At 58.6% G+C, this 19161-nt stretch carries 19 protein-coding genes and 1 pseudogene; 16 read left to right on the top strand and 4 right to left on the bottom strand.

All coding sequences use genetic code 11. The features are described 5' to 3' along the window. Nucleotides 1-53 precede the first annotated feature (53 nt). On the bottom strand, nucleotides 54-1043 hold the full coding sequence (locus IPJ12_04210; GenBank protein ID MBK7646372.1) for a hypothetical protein: 990 nt from the start codon (nucleotides 1041-1043) through the stop codon (nucleotides 54-56). Between the two features lie 20 nt (nucleotides 1044-1063). After that, nucleotides 1064-1750 carry a hypothetical protein gene (locus IPJ12_04205; protein MBK7646371.1) on the bottom strand — a complete coding sequence of 229 codons (687 nt, stop codon included), beginning with the start codon at nucleotides 1748-1750 and terminating at the stop codon, nucleotides 1064-1066. 84 nt (nucleotides 1751-1834) lie between these two features. Between IPJ12_04205 and IPJ12_04200 the strand changes: the two genes are divergently transcribed. The 8 genes from IPJ12_04200 to IPJ12_04165 all read left to right on the top strand — a co-directional run bounded on the left by IPJ12_04200 (nucleotide 1835) and on the right by IPJ12_04165 (nucleotide 8651). After that, a complete protein-coding gene (locus IPJ12_04200) occupies nucleotides 1835-2152 on the top strand; it encodes a hypothetical protein (protein MBK7646370.1) in 318 nt (105 codons plus the stop codon). Then, a complete protein-coding gene (pqqB, locus tag IPJ12_04195) occupies nucleotides 2085-3011 on the top strand; it encodes a pyrroloquinoline quinone biosynthesis protein PqqB (protein MBK7646369.1) in 927 nt (308 codons plus the stop codon). Before IPJ12_04200 ends, pqqB begins: the two co-directional genes overlap by 68 nt. A 2-nt stretch (nucleotides 3012-3013) precedes the next feature. Continuing rightward, entirely contained in the window at nucleotides 3014-3757 is a 744-nt protein-coding gene (gene pqqC, locus IPJ12_04190; protein MBK7646368.1) for a pyrroloquinoline-quinone synthase PqqC, read from the top strand. 111 nt (nucleotides 3758-3868) lie between these two features. Continuing rightward, a complete protein-coding gene (gene pqqA / locus IPJ12_04185; protein MBK7646367.1) occupies nucleotides 3869-3943 on the top strand; it encodes a pyrroloquinoline quinone precursor peptide PqqA in 75 nt (24 codons plus the stop codon). Between the two features lie 54 nt (nucleotides 3944-3997). Next, nucleotides 3998-4276, top strand: a complete 279-nt coding sequence (gene pqqD, locus IPJ12_04180) for a pyrroloquinoline quinone biosynthesis peptide chaperone PqqD (protein ID MBK7646366.1) — start codon at nucleotides 3998-4000, stop codon at nucleotides 4274-4276. A 46-nt stretch (nucleotides 4277-4322) separates the two neighbouring features. Then, nucleotides 4323-6413 (top strand): TonB-dependent receptor, encoded by a 2091-nt coding sequence (locus tag IPJ12_04175; protein ID MBK7646365.1) that lies wholly within the window; start codon nucleotides 4323-4325, stop codon nucleotides 6411-6413. Between the two features lie 337 nt (nucleotides 6414-6750). Then, the gene (locus tag IPJ12_04170; protein MBK7646364.1) at nucleotides 6751-7866 is read left to right on the top strand and encodes a porin; all 1116 of its coding nucleotides are present in this window, start codon (nucleotides 6751-6753) and stop codon (nucleotides 7864-7866) included. Nucleotides 7867-8117: 251 nt separating this feature from the next. Beyond that, complete coding sequence (locus IPJ12_04165; protein ID MBK7646363.1) at nucleotides 8118-8651, top strand: DUF302 domain-containing protein; 534 nt, start codon at nucleotides 8118-8120, stop codon at nucleotides 8649-8651. 9 nt (nucleotides 8652-8660) lie between these two features. On the opposite strand, the pseudogene fnr reads toward IPJ12_04165, so the two are convergent. Next, a pseudogene (gene fnr / locus IPJ12_04160) lies at nucleotides 8661-9404 on the bottom strand (fumarate/nitrate reduction transcriptional regulator Fnr). Between the two features lie 73 nt (nucleotides 9405-9477). Here fnr and hemN point away from each other — a divergent pair. The 6 genes from hemN (at nucleotide 9478) to selD (ending at nucleotide 16997) form a co-directional block, all read left to right on the top strand. Further along, nucleotides 9478-10893, top strand: coding sequence for an oxygen-independent coproporphyrinogen III oxidase (gene hemN / locus IPJ12_04155; GenBank protein MBK7646362.1), 1416 nt, complete (start codon nucleotides 9478-9480; stop codon nucleotides 10891-10893). A 64-nt stretch (nucleotides 10894-10957) separates the two neighbouring features. Continuing rightward, entirely contained in the window at nucleotides 10958-11629 is a 672-nt protein-coding gene (locus IPJ12_04150) for a sulfite exporter TauE/SafE family protein (protein MBK7646361.1), read from the top strand. Between the two features lie 37 nt (nucleotides 11630-11666). Then, a complete protein-coding gene (locus IPJ12_04145) occupies nucleotides 11667-13880 on the top strand; it encodes a copper-translocating P-type ATPase (GenBank protein MBK7646360.1) in 2214 nt (737 codons plus the stop codon). Between the two features lie 26 nt (nucleotides 13881-13906). Continuing rightward, nucleotides 13907-15673, top strand: a complete 1767-nt coding sequence (locus IPJ12_04140; protein ID MBK7646359.1) for an EAL domain-containing protein — start codon at nucleotides 13907-13909, stop codon at nucleotides 15671-15673. A 3-nt stretch (nucleotides 15674-15676) separates the two neighbouring features. Continuing rightward, nucleotides 15677-15883 (top strand): heavy-metal-associated domain-containing protein, encoded by a 207-nt coding sequence (locus IPJ12_04135; protein MBK7646358.1) that lies wholly within the window; start codon nucleotides 15677-15679, stop codon nucleotides 15881-15883. 67 nt (nucleotides 15884-15950) lie between these two features. Continuing rightward, entirely contained in the window at nucleotides 15951-16997 is a 1047-nt protein-coding gene (gene selD / locus IPJ12_04130) for a selenide, water dikinase SelD (protein MBK7646357.1), read from the top strand. A gap of 31 nt (nucleotides 16998-17028) precedes the next feature. On the opposite strand, the gene IPJ12_04125 is transcribed toward selD, so the two are convergent. Further along, nucleotides 17029-17229, bottom strand: a complete 201-nt coding sequence (locus tag IPJ12_04125) for a (2Fe-2S)-binding protein (protein ID MBK7646356.1) — start codon at nucleotides 17227-17229, stop codon at nucleotides 17029-17031. Between the two features lie 261 nt (nucleotides 17230-17490). Between IPJ12_04125 and IPJ12_04120 the strand changes: the two genes are divergently transcribed. Both IPJ12_04120 and IPJ12_04115 read left to right on the top strand, forming a co-directional pair. Continuing rightward, entirely contained in the window at nucleotides 17491-18066 is a 576-nt protein-coding gene (locus IPJ12_04120; GenBank protein MBK7646355.1) for a DUF4337 domain-containing protein, read from the top strand. After that, nucleotides 18066-19139 carry a hypothetical protein gene (locus IPJ12_04115; protein MBK7646354.1) on the top strand — a complete coding sequence of 358 codons (1074 nt, stop codon included), beginning with the start codon at nucleotides 18066-18068 and terminating at the stop codon, nucleotides 19137-19139. Before IPJ12_04120 ends, IPJ12_04115 begins: the two co-directional genes overlap by 1 nt. Nucleotides 19140-19161 lie beyond the last annotated feature (22 nt).

The following is a 19161-nucleotide window of genomic DNA, read 5'->3' as shown; positions in this document are numbered from 1 at the left end:
GATGGGTTATTAATTGTGCAGTATTCCTGTGCCGCAGGGAACCGAGTCTGTACTCACTCGGTGATGGTCAGGTAAACCAGCGTCTGATTCAGCAACTGGTAGCCGATTTCGCCGAAAGTCATCGGGCCGGTGACGTCGCCTGTCCGCTTGCCTTCGAGTTCCGAGTTCAGGAAGTTGAGGATGCAATTGCAGGAGAAGGAAATGTCCTGTCCTGTACTGGGCAGGGCGGCCAGAAAGGCGGCGACATAGTCGGTGACCGGTGCAGCGATTCGGTATTCAAGACCGGGGAAGACTGGCGCATAGAATTCGACGCGCCTGGCTTCATGGTCGATGCCTTTGATGCTGACGTTGATCATGGCGCCGCTGTAATCGGCGACGAGCGGCAGACGGTTGTCGATCTGGTTGTCCAGCAGGTAATCTGCCAGATTGCCGGGCTTGCCGCCGATCTGGCAGGCGCCGGCGCTGAATCCGTTTTCAGCAAAGGTAATGCCTTCGCCCGCGCCGGGGCGGAACAGATTGACGATGTCGATCTGCGCAAACTTTTCCGGCGAGAGCGGGACATCCATGACGACGGCGTCCGTTTCCGAAAATTCGCCGGTGGTGCCGAGAACGACCTTGGGCGTCACCTTGCCGATATCGTCAAGGTGGATGCCGGCGACCCAACCGATCAAGGGTTTCAGGTACATCTCTTCGAAGTTCGGCGCATTTTGCGCGAAGCTGGCATGCGTGGCGCTGAAGGCCGGCAGGATCAGGATGCTGTAGCCGTTTTCCGGTGCATTACGACAGATTTGCGGCAGTGTAGCGGCATCGTAAAAACGCAGTTCCGGCGGTGCGATGAAGCCGTCTACTTGCGTGACAAAAACTTGCGCTCGACTGACCGTGCCGCCTTCGGTTGCCATGAAGTAGGGGATCGTGCCGCCGATCCAGTTGCCTGGCGGCAATTGGCGCAAGGCGGCTTCGTCACCGGCGATGCTGAGAAAATTGCCGTTGCGGATCAGCTCGGAGGCGCTACTGAGGGACATGAGTCCTTGTTGTGTTTTCATGAATCTTCCCGGAGTACAGGTCAGCGACGGGTGAATTGTGCCAGTTCGTGGCCGAGCAGTTTTTCGTGGCGGGTGAAATAGCGCTGGAGTTCGTGCGCTTTCAGGACGCGTACTTTGTCATCCGTAATCATCGAAAACTGCTCGCGTAACTTGGTCATCAGGAGCTTGAGACTGAGGATGCGAATGTCCAGTTGAAGGGAGCCATCGAGTAGCTGCTCCCAGACCGGGTCGCTGGCTGCCGGGACCGTGGATGACATCGCATTAGACGTGGCCGCATGGCTCGACAGGCTGGATTTTCCGCTATCCAGGCGATGTTTGAATTTCCAGAGGTCGGCGACGGGAATATCGAGAATGGCGCAGACTGATGCGAAGCTGACCCCTTGCCTGAACATCTCGGCAATCTGGCGGGCAAAGGATCGGGTGAATGGCTGCTCGTCTTCGCCCAGCCATAGCAATTCAGCGCTTTCCGCCGTGCTGGGGCTGGCGGCATGGACGATGCAGCGCGAATTGCCAATATTGATGTGGCGCCAGACGTGTTCCTTGCCATGTTGTGCACTCGTGCGCGTGCCAAAGAACCATCCGCTGCGCTGGGTCTCGCGAGATACCCAGATATCGATCTGGCCTTTCCCGAGATCGTTGCGGACGCGGGCGATATGCCAGGGCGCGTGAATATCCAGCGTGTGGTGTAGCAGATCTTCAAGCTTCATTGTTTGTCTCCATGTCGCTCGTTCTTTTGATGTGGATTGATGTGAGTTTTTTATTGGTTTCAGACCTCAGCAAGGAGCGTGCGCATGCGCGAGGCCCTATTGCTGTGTGATAGCTGTTGTGGCGACTGTGGAAAAAACGAACGGGTGTTTCAAATGAACACAGCCGCCTTGGCACTTGCAGCGACTTTTGCGCTGAAATCCCCTTTGATGGCCGATGCCACGGTCAACCGGAAAAAACGGGCAAAAATGAAATTTTCCGATCTCCAGAAAACCATGAGATTTCTTTGGCGTTTTTACGCATGGCAGCATTGGGCCGGCCCGGCACACTGGGGCCATGAAAATTCTGGTCCTTGGTTCGGCCGCCGGTGGCGGCTTCCCGCAGTGGAACTGCAACTGCCGTAATTGCGCCGGGGTGCGCGATGGCAGCGTGCAGGCCACGCCGCGTACGCAATCGTCCATCGCGGTCAGCGCCAATGGTGTCGATTGGGTGTTGTTCAATGCCTCGCCTGACATCCTGAGCCAGTTCCGCGCCAATCCGGTCATGCAGCCAGGGCGCACGTTGCGTGATACCGGCGTTGTTGGTGTCTTCTTGATGGATGCCCAGATCGACCACACCACGGGTCTCTTCATGCTGCGCGAAGGCAAGCCGCTGGATGTCTGGTGCACCGCCCAGGTGCATGAAGATTTGACGACCGGCAACCCGATCTTCAATGTGCTCTCCCATTTTTGTACCGTTCGCTGGCAGGCTGTGCAAGTCGTTCCCCCGTCGCCTTTCTCCATTCCCGGGGCGGCGGGGCTGCGCTTCACGCCGGTGCCGCTATCGAGCAAGGCGCCACCGTATTCACCACATCGCCACGATCCGCATCCGGGTGACAACATCGGCATGCTGATCGAAGACGCTGCGACAGGGCACAAGGTGTTCTACGCACCGGGCTTCGGTGCCATGGAAGCGCATCTCGAACCTTTCCTGGCCGATGTCGATTGCGTGATGCTGGATGGCACCTTCTGGACCGACGATGAAATGATCCGCCTTGGGATTTCTTCAAAGACGGCACGCTCGATCGGCCACCTGCCGCAGTCCGGCCCGGACGGCATGCTGGCCTTGCTGGCAAATTACCCGAAACCGCGCAAGGTGCTTATCCACATCAACAACACCAATCCCGTCCTCGACGAGTCCTCGCCGGAGCGGGCCGCATTGACGGCCGCCGGTATCGAGCTGGCTTTCGACGGGATGCTCATCGAGTCGGGAGAGCCCGCATGAAAATGAACGAACTGGAGCCGTGGAGCGCAGAGGCATTTGAAGCGCAGTTGCGGGCGCGCAGCAAGAGCTATCACATCCATCACCCGTATCAGATGATGATGAACGAGGGGCTGTCGACGCGCGAGCAGATCCAGGCTTGGGTCGCCAACCGCTATTACTATCAGGTCAGCATCCCGATCAAGGACGCTGCGATCCTCTCCAATTGCCCGGACCGCGAGGTGCGCCGTCACTGGGTGCAGCGCATCCTCGACCATGATGGTTACGGTGGCGAGGAGGGCGGTATCGAGGCGTGGATTCGCCTCGGTGAGGCCGTCGGGCTGAGCCGTGAGCAGATTGTGTCGCAGGCGCTGGTATTGCCCGGTGTGCGCTTCGCGGTCGACGCCTATATCAACTTCGCGCGCCGGGTGTCGTGGCAGGAAGCTGCCGCCTCGTCGCTGACCGAGCTGTTCGCGCCCACCATCCACAAGTCACGCCTTGAAAACTGGCCGACGCATTACCCGTGGATCGAAGCGGAAGGCTATAACTACTTCAACCGTCGCCTGACCGAAGCGCCACGCGACGTGGCCAATGGCCTGCGCATTACGCTCGCGCATTTCAACACCCGCGAGCTGCAGGAAAAGGCGCTGAGCATTCTCCAGTTCAAGCTGGATCTGCTGTGGTCCATGCTTGACGCCATGTTGCTCGCGCATTGCCCGGTCAACATCGATGGCTGGGGCGCCTACCGGCAGATGAACAAGGTCTCATGATTTTCGCTAGCGGGTTTTGGTGAAAGCCCGGTAGCCTGTGGAACGCGCCTTGCGAATAATAAAAAACAGGGGCGGCAGGGTGTCGCTCCGCATCAATCACGGAGACACACCATGAACTGGCAAACCCCTGCATACTGCGAAATTCGCCTCGGCTTTGAAGTAACCGCCTACGTTTACGTGCGCTAAGCCATCCGGTGGTGGCGTTCGTCGCTGCCACCGACTGTCCTGAAGAGAGTCGCCATGGAAACCGTCGCCCCCGCCCGCCCACAACTGAGCCCGCAATTTGTCTTCCGCTGGGAGGCGAGCCAGGACGCCCATATCCTGCTCTACCCGGAAGGCCTGATCAAACTCAACCCGGCCGCCGCTGAAATTCTCAAGCGCTGCAATGGCGAGCGCGATGCTGAAGCCATCATCGCCGATCTCGGCGCCAGTTTTCCCGAACATGTCGACGCCATTGCTGTCGATACCCACGCATTCCTCGATGCTGCCTTGAAAAAGGGTTGGCTACGGTCAACCTGAATTTTTGGCCAAAATCGAAATTCCCGCACCTACAAGTAGAAAAATCATGAGACATACACCGACGCGCCTTGCCGTGATCCTTGCCGCCACTTTTCCCTGCATCGCCGGCGCGGCCGAACCTGCCACTGTGACCCTTGATTCCGTCGTCGTCAGCGGCAGCCGGATCGAACACAATTCATTCGACCTGCCGGCTTCCGTCGACGTCGTCGATGCTGCCCGCATTGGCGCCGATCAGGGCAAGGTTAACGCGTCCGAAGCGCTCGCCGCAGTGCCCGGCATCACGGTGCAGAATCGTCAGAATTACGCGCAGGATCTGCAGATTTCCTCGCGCGGTTTCGGGGCCCGTTCTGCCTTTGGTGTGCGCGGTATTCGCCTCGTCGCCGACGGTATTCCGGCCTCCATGCCGGACGGCCAAGGCCAGGCGGCCACCTTCAATCTCGACCGCGCCGAGCGCATCGAAGTGCTGCGCGGTCCCTTGGCCGTGGTCTATGGCAACCATGCGGGCGGCGTCATCCAGCTCTTCACGCCGGACGGCAAGGGGCGCCCGAGCATTGAAGGCGGCCTGGTCGCCGGCAGCAACAATACCTGGAAGGCCGATGTCAGCGCCCAAGGTGAAGTGGCCGGTCTTGGCTACGTCATCGACACCTCGCATTTCGCCACCGACGGCTACCGCGATCACAGCAAGGCCGATCGTGACCAGAGCATGGTCAAGCTGACCTACAAGCCAACCGAAGACGGCAAGCTGACCTTGATTGCCAACAGCTTTAAGCAGGATGCTGAAGATCCGCAGGGCCAGTCGTGGGCCGGCTATCTGGCCAATCCGCGTAGCGTCGCCCAGCCGGCCATCGATTACAACACGCGCAAGAGCATCGAACACACCCAGGGCGGCCTGACCTACGAGCACCGCTTCGGCGAGCAGCTGGTGCAGTTGTCGGCCTATGCCGGGCAACGCTCGACCATTCAGTACCAGTCGATTCCCAAGTTTTTACAGCTTTCATCGGTCAAGCAGTCCGGCGGCATCATCGATTTCGACCGGGATTTCGCAGGCGGTTCGGCGCGCTGGATCGGACGCTTTCAACTGGCCGGCGGCAAGCTGACGACGACGGTAGGCGTTGATTACGAACAGTCCACGGATGACCGTCGTGGCTACGAGAATTTCATCGGCACCACGCTGGGCGTCAAGGGAACCCTGCGTCGCCTGGAAGAGGATCGCGTATCCAGCTTTGACCAGTACGCACAGGCCGAGTGGCAGGGCGAGCGCTGGACGTTCAGCGGTGGGGTGCGCCACAGCCATATCGACTTCAATGTTGATGACCGCTTCCTGAGCAACGGCAATGACAGCGGTAGCGTTAGCTACGAGAAGACGACGCCAACCGTGGCGGCCATGTACCGCCTGACCCCGGCCGTCAATCTTTACGCCAGTGCCGCCCGTGGTTTTGAGGCGCCGACCTTTAACGAAATGTTCTATTCCAGCGGTGGCGGTACGTTCAATTTCGGCCTGAAGCCATCAACCAGCACCCACTACGAAGCTGGCTTGAAAGCCTTCGTCGGCAATGACACCCGTCTGGATGTTGCCGTCTTCCAGATCAAGACCGACAACGAAATGGTCGTGCTGTCCAGCAGCGGTGGCCGTACCGCCTACCAGAACGCCGGTCCGACGACGCGTCGGGGCCTGGAGGTCGCCCTCGATAGTCGCTGGGCAAACAACCTCAGCACTCGGGTGGCCTACACCGGACTCGACGCCAGCTACGACGAGGCTTTCGTCAGTAATTTGGTGCCTGTCCAGTCGGGTAGCAAATTGCCGGGTGTCCCCGCGCAGACGCTGTTTGGCGAACTGGCCTGGAAACATCCGGCAAGCGGCTTTCATGCCGCCGTCGAGGGTATTGCCCGGAGCAAGGTCTATGTCGAGGACAGCAACACCCAGAAAGCAGCGCCGGCCTATGCTATCGCCAATGTTCGCTTCGGTATTGACCGAAAATACGGCGACCTGAATCTGCGGACTTTCCTGCGCTTCGACAATATTTTCGATCGTCAGTACGTCGGCTCGGTCATCGTCGGCGACAGCAATAGCCGCAATTACGAAGCGGCGCCGGGGCGCACCTGGCTGGCTGGCGTCAGCGCCCGCTATACCTTTTGACCGCCCGGTAGCAGCAAAAAAACCCGGCCTGGCCGGGTTTTTTTTGCCTGTTTTAAACGATGCACACTGTTTCGTTTTGGCTCATACGCGCAACATTTGTCCAGAAATTGAACGTGTCGACTGTTTAGTCGATTGCCACGGTCAACCGGAAAAAAGCAATGAAATCGGAGAGTTGGCGGGCTTTTCGAAGGTTTTAGGGGGCTTGTGGAACGACTGGCACGGGCTTCGCAATAGATATGGCTGGACTCTGTCCTCAGGGATGGAAGAGGGGGAGATTCACACGGGGCGGGACACGCTTCGAGGGTTCAATCACACAAAATGATCGAGGAGCATTTCAATGCAGAAAAAACTAATCGCGCTGGCTGTTGCGGCTGTTACATCCGGTGCAGCATTTGCACAAACCAATGTCACCATCTACGGCAACGTCGATATGGGTGTCATGTTCCGTCAGGGCAGTAACGGCGCGGTCGCCAGCGGCCAGTCGCAGTACGATCTGCAGAGCGCTGCTTCGCAGAGCTACATCGGCTTCAAAGGCGTCGAGGATCTGGGCAACGGCCTGAAGGCATTGTTCGATCTGCAATACCGTATCAGCCCGGACACCAATACGGGTCTGGCCTCTGCTGGTCACCAGTACGTCGGCCTGACCGGCCGTTTCGGTACGGTCGTTGCCGGCTATCTGGACGGCATCCGCTACGGCATCTACGGCAAGTACAACCCGTTCGGTAACTACTCGGTTGCCACCCTGACCTCGATGACCACCCAATACGACCGCGCAGCCAATGCGCTGGCCTATATTTCGCCGTCCTTCTCTGGCTTCACCGTGGTTCTGGCCACCGCCACCAACACGCAAGGCGCCGAAGGCAGCCTGAACGGCGTTCACTCGCCGATGACCGCACCTACCCGCGGCAACAACGGCGACGACCGTCTGCTGTCGGCCAACCTGATCTATGCAAATGGCCCGCTGAGCATCGATCTCGACTATGAAACGACCCGCGCCGTTGGTTATAACAACGATCGCCTGTACGTCGCTACGGCTGGCGCTTCCTACAACTTCGGCGTGGTCAAGGTCAGCGGCCTCTACGATGTCATCAAGGGTGATGTGAACTCGTTCATCGGCGGCAATACAACATTCGCTGCCGCTGCCTTTGGCCTGGCTGCCAACCAGAAGTACGATCGCCGCAACTGGTTCGTCGGCGCCACCGTGCCGCTTGGCAAGTTCTCCGTGCTGGGCATGTTCGGTCAGGTCAAGGACAAGACCCTGAGCGATGCTGATGCCTGGAAGCTGGGTGTTGGTGCACGCTACACCCTGTCCAAGCGTACCGAACTGTACGCCGACTACGCGCACATCAAGAATGACAACAATGCTGCCTACACCATCAACCCGATGGGTAATAGTGCAGGCACCAGCGCTGGCGTTAATGCCCTGGCGATGGGTATCAAGCACTCGTTCTAAGCAACAGGTCAGAGCGACGGACGCTTCGGCGTCCGTCAGTTTGAAGATTTGACGGAATGAATTTCGGGCGGGTTGTCGGCTATGCTTGTATTGGTCAAGTAGCGAACAATACAGGTGAAATTTGATGCAGCCCGGAACTGAATCTTTAGCATTATCGGATTGCGAATTATGTCGACGAGAGGGTGAGCATGTTTTCTGCGCTTAGCCCTGACAGTCAGGATTGGAGCTTTTTCGCGGGGCGGCATGATTGCATGCGTGTCCGCCCGGCAAAAGATCACTTGCGTCAGATGTCGTCATCGCATCTGTTCGGGACGCCCCTCCAGGCGTCCCTTTTTTTTCTGGTTTTCCTTGGCATGCTGTGCCTGCCACTCCGCTCAATTGCCGGCGATGCGGTCGTCGTCCGGGTTGCGAATTCCAGTTTTCAGGTCGCCCATGAAGGGCTGGTCGAGGCCATCGAGAGCGAAGGGCTGGTGGTTGGTAGCATTCTCCCGTTTCGGGCCATGCTGGCCCGCACGAGCGCTGATAAAGACGCAATTCCTTATGGCGAAGCGGAAATTGTCCAGTTTTGCAGCAGCGTACTGGCCGGTGAACTGGTTCACGAAGATCCGGCGCAACTGACGCTATGTCCGCTGTCGATCGCCCTCTACACGCTGCTGGGCGATGTTTCGTCGAATGTCAGGATGGCGTACCGCTCGCCGGGTGACTCAAGCGCCGGCCGGCGGCATGCTGAATTGCTATTGCAGCGTATTGTCCGGCGAGCTTCAGGACTTGCCCAGCTACGCTGATGGTTTCGCTCAGGCCCGGTGGTTCATCAGGGCTTTTAGCCCGTTGACGTTGAGAATTCGAATGTGTTTTTGCTGTACGGCGATATGGCCTTCTTCCTGAAACTTGGAGAAAGCACGCGAGACAGTTTCCAGTTTGAGGCCGAGGTAGCTGCCGATTTCCTCGCGTGTCATGCGCAGCTAAAATTCGGCGTGCGAGAAGCCGCGAGCGGTGAAGCGCTGTGACAAATTGAGCAGGAAGGCGGCGAGTCGTTCTTCGGCGCGCATGGTGCCCAGCAGCATCATGACCCCGTGGTCACGAACGATTTCGCGGCTCATGACCTTGTGGAACTGACGTTGCAGCGAGTGAATTTCCCGTGAAAGGACTTCGAGGCGGGAAAACGGAATTGCGCAGATTTCGCTGTCTTCCAGCGCAATGGCGTTGCAGGTGTGGTGTTCGGTACTGATGCCATCAAGACCGAGCAGTTCACCGGCCATCTGGAAACCCGTGACCTGGTCGCGGCCATCTTCGAGCAGCACATCGGTCTTGAAAAAACCGCTGCGAATGGCATAAATGGCATCAAATTCTTCACCGGCACGGTACAGGTGATCGCCACGCTTGATGCGGCGACGAGTGGAGACCAGATCGTCGAGTCGTTCAAGTTCCTCGACGCTGAGGCCAAAAGGCAGGCACAATTCGCGAAGATTGCAATTGGAGCAGGCTGTCTTGATCTCCGACAGCGACATATCCTGATTTAGCGTGCGTGTTTGAGGCATTGGCAACCTGAGTTAGCTTGATCCATGTCAACCGTAAAATTGCGCCATCCGAACATAATCAATCCACTTTTTGATGCCATGTCCAATGAATTTCGCGACTGAAAACCTCGTCTTTGATCCTCAGATCATTCGCCGTTTCGATGTAAACGGCCCTCGCTACACGTCCTATCCCACCGCAGACCGCTTTGTCGAAGCTTTCGACTCTGAAGCAGCCAAGCTGTGGCTTGGCAAGCGGAACATCGGCGGGATAAGTCGACCGCTATCATTATACTTCCACATCCCTTTCTGCAACACTATTTGCTACTACTGCGCTTGCAACAAGATCATTACCAAGGATCACGGGCGCAGTGCAAAGTACCTGAAGTATCTGGCCAAGGAATTGGATATTCAGGCTGCGGCGCTGGAAGGTCGCGATGGCGAGCACGAGGTGATCCAGTTGCATTGGGGCGGCGGTACGCCGACCTTTCTGTCGCACGATGAAATGCGACAGTTGATGCGGGAAACCCGCAAGCATTTCAAATTGCTGGATGGCGGCGAGTATTCAATCGAAGTTGATCCGCGCAAAGTGGATACAGCAACGGTTGCCTTGCTCGGCGAACTCGGTTTCAACCGTATGAGCGTCGGTGTTCAGGATTTCGATGAGCGTGTGCAGCTTGCCGTCAACCGCGTGCAGAGTGAAGAAGAGACCTACAGCGTGATTCGGGACGCGCGGGCCAACGGCTTCAAGTCGGTATCGGTTGATCTGATCTATGGCTTGCCGCACCAGACGGTGATGGGTTTCAATCGAACGATCGAACGTGTGTTGGCGATGGATCCGGATCGTCTGTCGATCTACAACTACGCGCATATGCCCAGCATGTTCAAGCCGCAGCGCCGGATCAACGATGCCGACCTGCCTTCGGCCGACACCAAGCTGCAGATTCTGGCGTTGGCGATCAAGAAACTGACCGATGCCGGTTATGTCTTCATCGGCATGGATCACTTTGCAAAGCCGGACGACGAACTGGCGATTGCCCAGCGACAGGGGCGTCTGCACCGGAATTTCCAGGGCTATTCGACGTATGCCGATTGCGACATGTTGTCTTTTGGCATTTCGTCGATCAGCAAGGTCGGGCCGACTTACTACCAGAACGTCAAGACGGCAGACGAGTATTACGATCGCCTTGATAGTGCCGAGTTGCCGGTCTTCCGTGGTATCGAGTTGACGGCTGATGACATTCTGCGTCGCTCCATTATTCAGGCCCTGATGTGCCATTTCGAGCTTTCCATCGAGAGCATCGAAAGCGCCCATCTGATCGACTTCCGTTCGTATTTCGAAGCCGAACTAGGCGACATGAAGGAAATGGAACAGGCCGGTTTGCTCAAGATTGATCAAGAATGGATTACCGTTCTGCCACCAGGCCGCTTGCTGGTGCGCATCATTTCCATGGTTTTCGACCGCTATCTGCGGGCCGGGCGTCAGCGCGCGACTTACTCCAAAGTCATCTGATTGCCGTGCGTCGTGCCGGGTGGGCGGGGTAAACTGCCCACTTCGGTGACTACTGGTTTGCACGATGCCTGATTCCGGCTATCTCGCCCTTTTTCTCGTTGGTTTGTTGGGAGGTACGCACTGCGTCGGCATGTGCGGTGGCATTGTAGGCGCCCTCTCCATGGGAGCGCCGGCGCGCTGGTCCATGCATATTGCTTACAACAGCGGGCGAATTCTTTCCTACGCGACGGCAGGGGCGATTGCGGGAGCCTTGGGCGCGGCTAGTATGGGGCTGGAGGGGCAGGTTCCCGCACGCCTGATTCTCTATTTCATCGCCAACCTGATGCTGGTGGCGTTGGGCCTTTACTTGCTGGGCGTCACCAGGGCGCTGGCATTTACCGAGCGGGCCGGTCAGACGCTGTGGCGACATTTGCAGCCACTGACCCGGCGGTTTATTCCGGCGCGCAGTGTTGGCCAGGCTTTTCCTTTGGGCTTGCTGTGGGGGTGGTTGCCCTGTGGTCTTGTTTACAGCGCATTGGCCAGCGCATTGACCGCTGGTTCAGCTGGCCGAGGTGCCTTGATGATGCTGGCCTTCGGCCTTGGCACTTTCCCCAATCTGTTGCTGGCGGGCATTGTTCTGGCCAGGCTGAACGAATTCGTGCGTCGCCCGGTCGTACGAATGTTGTCCGGGCTGTTGGTGCTGGGCTTTGGTCTCTACGGTTTTGTCGGGCTGATGCGCCTGACAGGCCTGCTCTAGCCTCGAAAAGCGCGATGAAAACCCTGTTGAGGACTCAATGAACGAACCTGACAAAAGCCGGGTCGTTGAATTTGCCATTGGCGGTATGACCTGCGCCGCCTGTTCGGCCCGCCTTGAAAAGGTGCTGAATCGGCAGGCTGGTATGCAGGCCAACGTTAATCTGGCGGCTGAACGGGCGCGCGTTCGCCTGTCGGCGGAGGTGGATGAGTCAGCCGTGGTTGCTGCCGTGGCCAAGGCGGGATTCACCGCCGCCATGGTCGACAGTCAGACACGTGAGCGTGAAAAAGCGGAGAAGCAGCGCGTCTATCATGGTGAAATCCGCCGTTTCTGGATTGCCGTGGTGCTGACCCTGCCGCTGGTTGGCCAGATGCTCTTCATGTTCGGCGAACACGGTCATCAAAACGAGTTGTCGCGCTGGCTGCAACTGGCGCTGGCGACGCCGGTACAGTTCTGGATCGGCTGGCGTTTCTATGATGGTGCCTATAAATCGCTGCAGGGCGGCGGCGCCAACATGGATGTGCTGGTTGCACTCGGTACCAGCATGGCGTGGGGGTTTTCGGCCGTGGTAACCGTGTTCGGGCTGGATCAGCACGTTTATTTCGAAGGTGGCGCGGCGGTGATCACGCTGGTCCTGCTCGGCAAGTTGCTGGAGGCAAGGGCCAAGGCGCGCACCTCGGAGGCGATCGAGTCGCTGATCCGTTTGCAGCCCCGGACGGCACTGGTAGAGCGCAACGGCGAGTGGGTTGATATGCCGGTCGAGGCGTTGATGCCGGGGGATATTTTTCTGGTTCGTCCCGGGGAAAGCGTACCAGTTGACGGCGAGTTGGTTGACGGCGAATCGAGTGTCGATGAGGCCATGTTGACGGGTGAGAGCATGCCCGTGGGCAAGCACATTGGCGACAAGGTATTTGCCGCCACCGCCAACGGTCAGGGTGCGATGCGCTGCCGGGCGACTGGCGTCGGCGAACATACCTTGCTGGCCGGCATTATCCGGATGGTGGGCGAGGCGCAGGGGTCCAAGGCGCCGGTGCAACGACTGGCCGACCGGATTTCGGCGATCTTCGTGCCGACGGTTTGCGCCATTGCGCTGCTGACATTGGCCGGCTGGTGGTGGTATTCGGGCCAGTTTTCAGTGGCATTGGTGAATGCGGTTGCCGTACTGGTCATTGCCTGTCCGTGCGCGCTTGGGTTGGCCACGCCGACGGCGATCATGGTTGGTACCGGTCAGGGGGCGAGGGCCGGCATTCTGGTCAAGAATGCAGAAGCCCTTGAACGTGCCGAAAAAATTACGGTACTGGCGCTGGATAAAACCGGGACCCTGACTTGCGGTACGCCGCAGGTCACCGATGTGGTGGCACTTGCTGCAACGCGCGAGGAGGCGCTTGGGCTGGCTGGTGCGCTTGAGCAAAATTCGGAGCATCCGCTGGCGCGGGCCATCGTCTCCGCTGGTTCCAAGACCCTGGCTGTGTCGGCGGAGGCAACGATTGACGCAACGGCGACTCCCGCGGTCAACCGGGAAAAGGTGGCAAATTTCAAATCTTTTGCCGGGCACGGTGTGGAAGGTGAAATCGCTGGGCGGATGTTGCGCCTGGGGTCACCAAGCTGGTTGGGGCTGGATGCCGATCCGGTCGTCGTCGCGCTGCAGCGGACTGGAAAAACGGTCGTGGTGCTGGCCGAGGGGAGGCTGACCCTGGCACTGTTTGCCATCGCCGATGCCTTGCGGCCAACATCGCGTGAGGCGGTCAGGCGCTTGCGCGCGCGCGGCATTCGTGTCGTCATGCTCACGGGTGACAATGTGTCAACCGCAGCGGCAATTGCCGCCGAGGCCGGGATTGATGAATATCGGGCCGGTATTCTGCCCGGCGACAAGGCGGCAGCTATCAATGAATTGAAGACTGCCGGTGGGCTGGTGGCGATGGTCGGTGACGGCATCAACGATGCACCGGCCTTGGCGGCTGCCGATGTCAGCTTTGCCATTGGGGCGGGATCCGATGCCGCGGTTGAGGCTGCTGATTTAACTTTGATTCGTAGTGATCTGTGCGGTGTCGTCGACGCAATCGACCTATCGGCGGCCACCTTGGGGAAAATCCGCCAAAATCTTTTCTTTGCTTTCATCTACAATGTATTGGGAATCCCGCTTGCTGCCTTGGGGTGGCTAAACCCGGTGGTGGCAGGGGCGGCGATGGCGATGAGTTCGGTGTCGGTGGTCTCGAACTCCTTGCTGCTGAAGCGTTTGCGACCAGGTCAATGAGGTGGGACGAGTCACAAGGGGTTTGAATGACCTTACGGGTCGGGGAAAAGACACTAGAGCAGGCGCGTACCGACAACAATGTCGGTAGCGCGGGGGGCACCGGTCGTTTGGCCGCGTCGACGGAACAGGAGGCAATGTTCCGGACCACCATGGAGGCTGCCCAGGTCGGCATCTTTGTCTTGCAGGATCAGCGTTTCAAATACGTCAATCCCTATCTGACCAAACTCCTTGGGTATTCCGAAGAGGAAATGCTTGAGCACATGGGGCCGCTCGACGTCATCGTCCAGGAACAGCATGCCTATGTTGTCGAGCAGATGCGACTGCGTGTTGCAGGCGTGGCTGGCCATAGCTATGAGTTGCAGATAATCCGCAAGGATGGCTCGGTCTTTCCCGCCATGGTGGTGGGTTCCCCATCTGTATTTGGCGGGCGCGTGGCTTCAGTGGGTACGTTGACGGATATTTCGATGCAGAAGGCAGCCGAGCTGCGCATCCGGGAATTGGCCGACTACGATGTACTGACCGGATTGCCGAATCGGCGCCTGTTGCGTGAACGTTTCGAGCAGTTGCTGGCTGCTGCCGAGCGCGAGAACACCGAAATCGCCGTCATTTTTCTCGACCTGGATCATTTCAAGCGAGTCAATGATTCGCTGGGTCACAGTGTCGGCGACGAGTTGTTGTGCGAGGTGGCGCGGCGGCTGGACAGCGTCGTGCGGCGTATCGATACCCTGGCGCGGCTGGGCGGCGATGAGTTCATTTTTGCCATGCCTGGCTTCCACACGGCTGCGGCGGCAGAAGTAGCGCATCGGCTGATTGAGGTTTTTGGTCGCCCCTTTGAAATTGCAGGGCATGAACTCACGGTAACCCCATCGCTGGGCATCAGCATTTATCCGCACGATGGCCTGGATCTGGAGGTGCTGCTCAAGAATGCTGATACCGCGATGTATCGGGCCAAGGAGATCGGGCGTAATACCTTTCAGTTCTACGCTAGCGAAATGAATACCTCGACGCTGGATCGATTGCTGATGGAAAGCAATCTGCGCCGCGCGCTGCTCCAGCAGGAATTCATTCTCCATTATCAGCCGCTGGTCTCGCTGGAAAGTGGCTTGATCATTGGCGTCGAGGCGCTCATACGCTGGCAGCATCCGGAACTTGGCTTGATCATGCCTGATCGTTTCATTCATGTGGCCGAAGAAACCGGCCTGATCAACCCGATTGGCGACTGGGTGTTGTGCGAAGCCTGTCGGCAGGCTCAGGCCTGGAGCGAGTCGGGCTTGCCGCCACTGGTGATGGCGGTCAATGTGGCGCCGGTCCAGTTTCGCCAGTCAGGATTCGTCGAGGTCGTGGCCGGGGCGCTGGCCGCCTCGGGGCTGGATGCTGCTCGCCTGGAGCTTGAATTGACCGAGCGCACGGTGATGCACGATGCGGATATCAATCTCGGCACCTTGTCCGCCCTGCATCGCATGGGCGTTGAACTGTCGCTCGACGATTTCGGTACGGGCTATTCGTCGCTGGCGTACCTGAAGCGCTTTCCGGTTGGTAAATTGAAGATTGACCGTTCATTTGTCCATGACTTGGAAACCGATCCGGACGACTGGGCGATTGCCTCGACCATCGTCAGCATGGGGCGCAGCTTGCGCTTGACCGTGCTGGCAGAAGGCGTGGAAACGAGTGAACAATTGGCACAACTGCGTAAAATGGGCTGTGACATGGCACAGGGCTACCATTTCAGCCGACCGCTGCTGGCGGCAGGGGTCGCCGATATGCTGCGCCTTCAACCATTTACGAACGGGTAAAGCATGGACAACACCATCATCAAGGTTGGCGGCATGAGCTGCCAGGGATGCGTCAAGAACATTACCGGCGTGCTCAGCGGCATGGCCGGTGTCAGTACTGCCGAGGTCTCGCTGGAAGCCGGCGAGGCCAGGGTTGAGTTCGATGCGCAGCAAGTGACGCGCAACGCGCTGATCGCTGCCATTGAAGATGCTGGTTTCGACGCCGAATAAGCATTCAGCGAATCAGCAGCAAAGAACTATCAGTAGCAGTCAATAATAAATTATCGAGAGAACAGTCGTGTCCCAAGAAAAAATCAGATTGACCCAGCTTTCCCATGGGGGCGGCTGTGGTTGCAAAATTGCACCTGCCGTATTGCAGCAAATTCTTGCCGGTGCGCCTTCCGGGATCATCCCGCCCCAACTGCTGGTCGGCACCGAAACCAGCGATGATGCCGCGGTCTACCAGATCAACCCGCAGCAGGCGATTGTCGCGACGACCGATTTCTTTATGCCCATCGTTGACGATCCCTACGATTTTGGCCGGATCGCTGCCACCAATGCCATCTCCGATGTTTACGCCATGGGCGGTACACCGCTGTTCGCGCTGGCCATCGTCGGCATGCCAGTCAATACGCTGCCGCTTGAAACCATCGGCAAGATTCTGCAAGGCGGCGAGGCGGTTTGCCGTGCTGCCTGCATCCCCATTGCCGGCGGCCATACCATCGACTCGGTGGAGCCGATCTACGGACTGGTCGCCATTGGTATCGTCAATCCGGCCCATCTCAAGCGCAATTCAGGTGCCAAGCCCGGTGACAAGCTCATCCTCGGCAAGCAGCTTGGTGTCGGGGTATACAGTGCTGCGCTCAAGAAGGATCAACTCCATGCCAGTGACTATGAGGCGATGGTCGAGACCACGACACAATTGAATACCCCGGGGCCGATGCTGGCGTGCCTGGATGGGGTGCATGCGGTGACAGACGTGACCGGGTTCGGTCTGGCGGGACATTTGCTGGAGGTCTGCAAGGGCAGCCATGTGCGGGCGACGGTGAATTATGCCGATCTGCCGCTGCTCACCCGTGCTCGCGAGTTTGTCGAAGCGGGCTACATGACGGGCGCCTCGGCGCGCAACTGGAGCAGCTATGGCGCCAGCGTGAATCTGGCGGCCGGCCTCGATGAATTGGCAAAGACACTGATCACCGATCCGCAGACCTCGGGTGGCCTGCTCGTGTCCTGCACGCCGGATGCGGTGACTGAAGTGTTGTCACTTTTCCTGCAACAAGGGTTTGACCACGTTTCAGTGATTGGCGAGATCGTGGATGGCGCGCCAGGGATTGACGTAATTTAGCCGGTAGGCAAGCGACCCGGCCGTCAGCCGATCAGCGGGCCCGGCTGACCTGGGCCGCTCTGCCTTGGCATTGCTGGGCCTCGGCCAGGCAGGCGCGGGCGCACGAGGCGCAGCGTCCGCAATCGCTGGAAACGCCGAGGTCGCGACGCAAATCCTTCAGCGTGCGGGCGCCACCCTGAGCCGCCTCGCGGATCTGGCGTTCGGTCACAGCCTGGCAAACGCAAACGTACATGACATGACTCCGATGCAATTGCATCAAATGCGAATAATTCTTATTTTATACAAATGAGAATGGTTGTCAACAATGGGTGTGATCGGTCGTGCGCTGGTCCGTGATTCCCGTGATGGCTACGGTCAACCGGACATTATGGCCAAAACCGAAATATTTCTTACGCCGGGGTCTTTGGCGTTTTACTCGTAAAAAATCAGCCGCCGGGCGCTAGAATTCGCGCTGCCGGTTTTTGCGGCAACCAACAGAATTAAGGAGAATTGCATGTCTGGACACGGATTTCACGTTCATGGCCCACACGATCACGAGGTTGAGCACGTAGCTCAGCACGGTGGTGACAGTTTTACCTCGCGCTTGGCGGTATTGACGGCCATTTTGTCCACCGTTGGTGCCATTTTTGGCTACATGGGCGGCCACTCGCAGAATGCGGCGTTGCTCTACAAGAATGAAGCGGCCATCCAGAAAACCTCCGCTTCCAATCAGTGGAATTACTACCAGGCCAAGAGTAACAAGCAGAATCTGGCCGAATTGTCGGTGGTGCTGACCACCGGCGAGGTGCAGGAGAAATTCAAGGAAGCCATCGAGCGCTACAAAAAAGAAAAGGATGACATCAAGGCCGAAGCCGAGAAACTGGAAGCAGAGGCCAAGGCGGCCGATCGCCACAGCGAGGCAGAAATGCATGTGCACGAGCGCTGGGCCCTGGCCACGACCTTGCTGCAGATCGCCATTGCCTTGTCAGCGATTACCCTGCTGACGCGCAAACGCTGGATGCTGGTGGGTGTTTTTGGTGCCACCGGACTGGGTGTGGTGGCAGGCGTGATGGGCTACCTGCACCTTTGATGCGCCTTCGTATCCTGGTCGGGCTGCTTTGTTGGGTCCTGGCCGCCGCGGCCATCGCCGGGGATCGCTGTCGTGTTGCCTTCGACATGGGTTCTTCCGGCATTCGGGCCGGGGCCTCGAACAGCAGCGTGATGGCCAGTGCCAATATTGATTATCTTGGTCCGCAGTGGGCCGGGCGCGGTCTCGAAGAAACGCTGGCGCCGACCATCGCCGCGCTGCATGATCTGCCGGAAAAAGCTGGCTTTGACGCGAACTGTGAACAGCTTGGCGGTGGCTTCTCGGCGTGGAGAATGGCATTGCTGGCCAACGGCCATGTGTTGGCAGCATTGCTTGAGCGACTTCATGCGGCGACAGGCGTTTCAGTGCTGGTCATTCCGCAGTCGCAAGAGGGGGCTTACGGCTATCTCGGTGCACGCCAAGCGCTGGGCGACGGACTGGAAACCAGCCATGTCCTCGATATTGGTGGCGGTAGCCTGCAGATTGCCGGCGGGACAAGCTCGTTCGGCGATCTGCTCGGGCAGAAAGTCTGGCAGCGCTACCTCTGTCAGGAAATCCGCAATTCCGAATCGGCGCCATGCCGTCTGCAGCCGATGACCGGCGACGAACTGGCCACGGCCCGAGCCCTGCTGGCCAACAAATTGAAGGATGTGGGCAGCACCGTGCCGGAGCCGATCAGCATGACCGCCATCAGCCGTCCGGTCAGTCGTGGCGTGCTGCCGGCAGTGCTCAAGCTGAATGGCGAACATGCGGGCCGCATGCGTTTCCAGCGACGTGAACTGAGCGCGGCAATCGAACAGGTCTCACGGCTGACGCTGGAGGAAACGGCCTTGCAACTGGGCGGTTCATCCGGTCATCTTGCCTGGCTGCTGTCCGACATGCTGTTGGTCGAAGGGCTGCTTGAGGCGACTCGCGGCGACTCGCTGATGGTGGCGGAAATCGACCTGACGAATATCCCCGGCCTCCTCGCCGATGAGCGTGCATTCGCCTGGCAGCGCCACTACGGCTGCTACCTTGACCGCTTGCGCGGCATGGGACTCGATGCCTATGCCAGTGATCCGGACAGTTGCCCCTGAGCGCCACGAAATACCGGCCCGT

The sequence above is a fragment of the Betaproteobacteria bacterium genome, assembly GCA_016709965.1.
In the GTDB taxonomy this organism is placed as follows: Bacteria; Pseudomonadota; Gammaproteobacteria; order Burkholderiales; family Rhodocyclaceae; genus Azonexus; species Azonexus amarohabitans.
The sequence above is the reverse complement of the archived record's forward strand: the minus strand, read 5'-3'. Positions and strand labels throughout refer to the sequence as shown.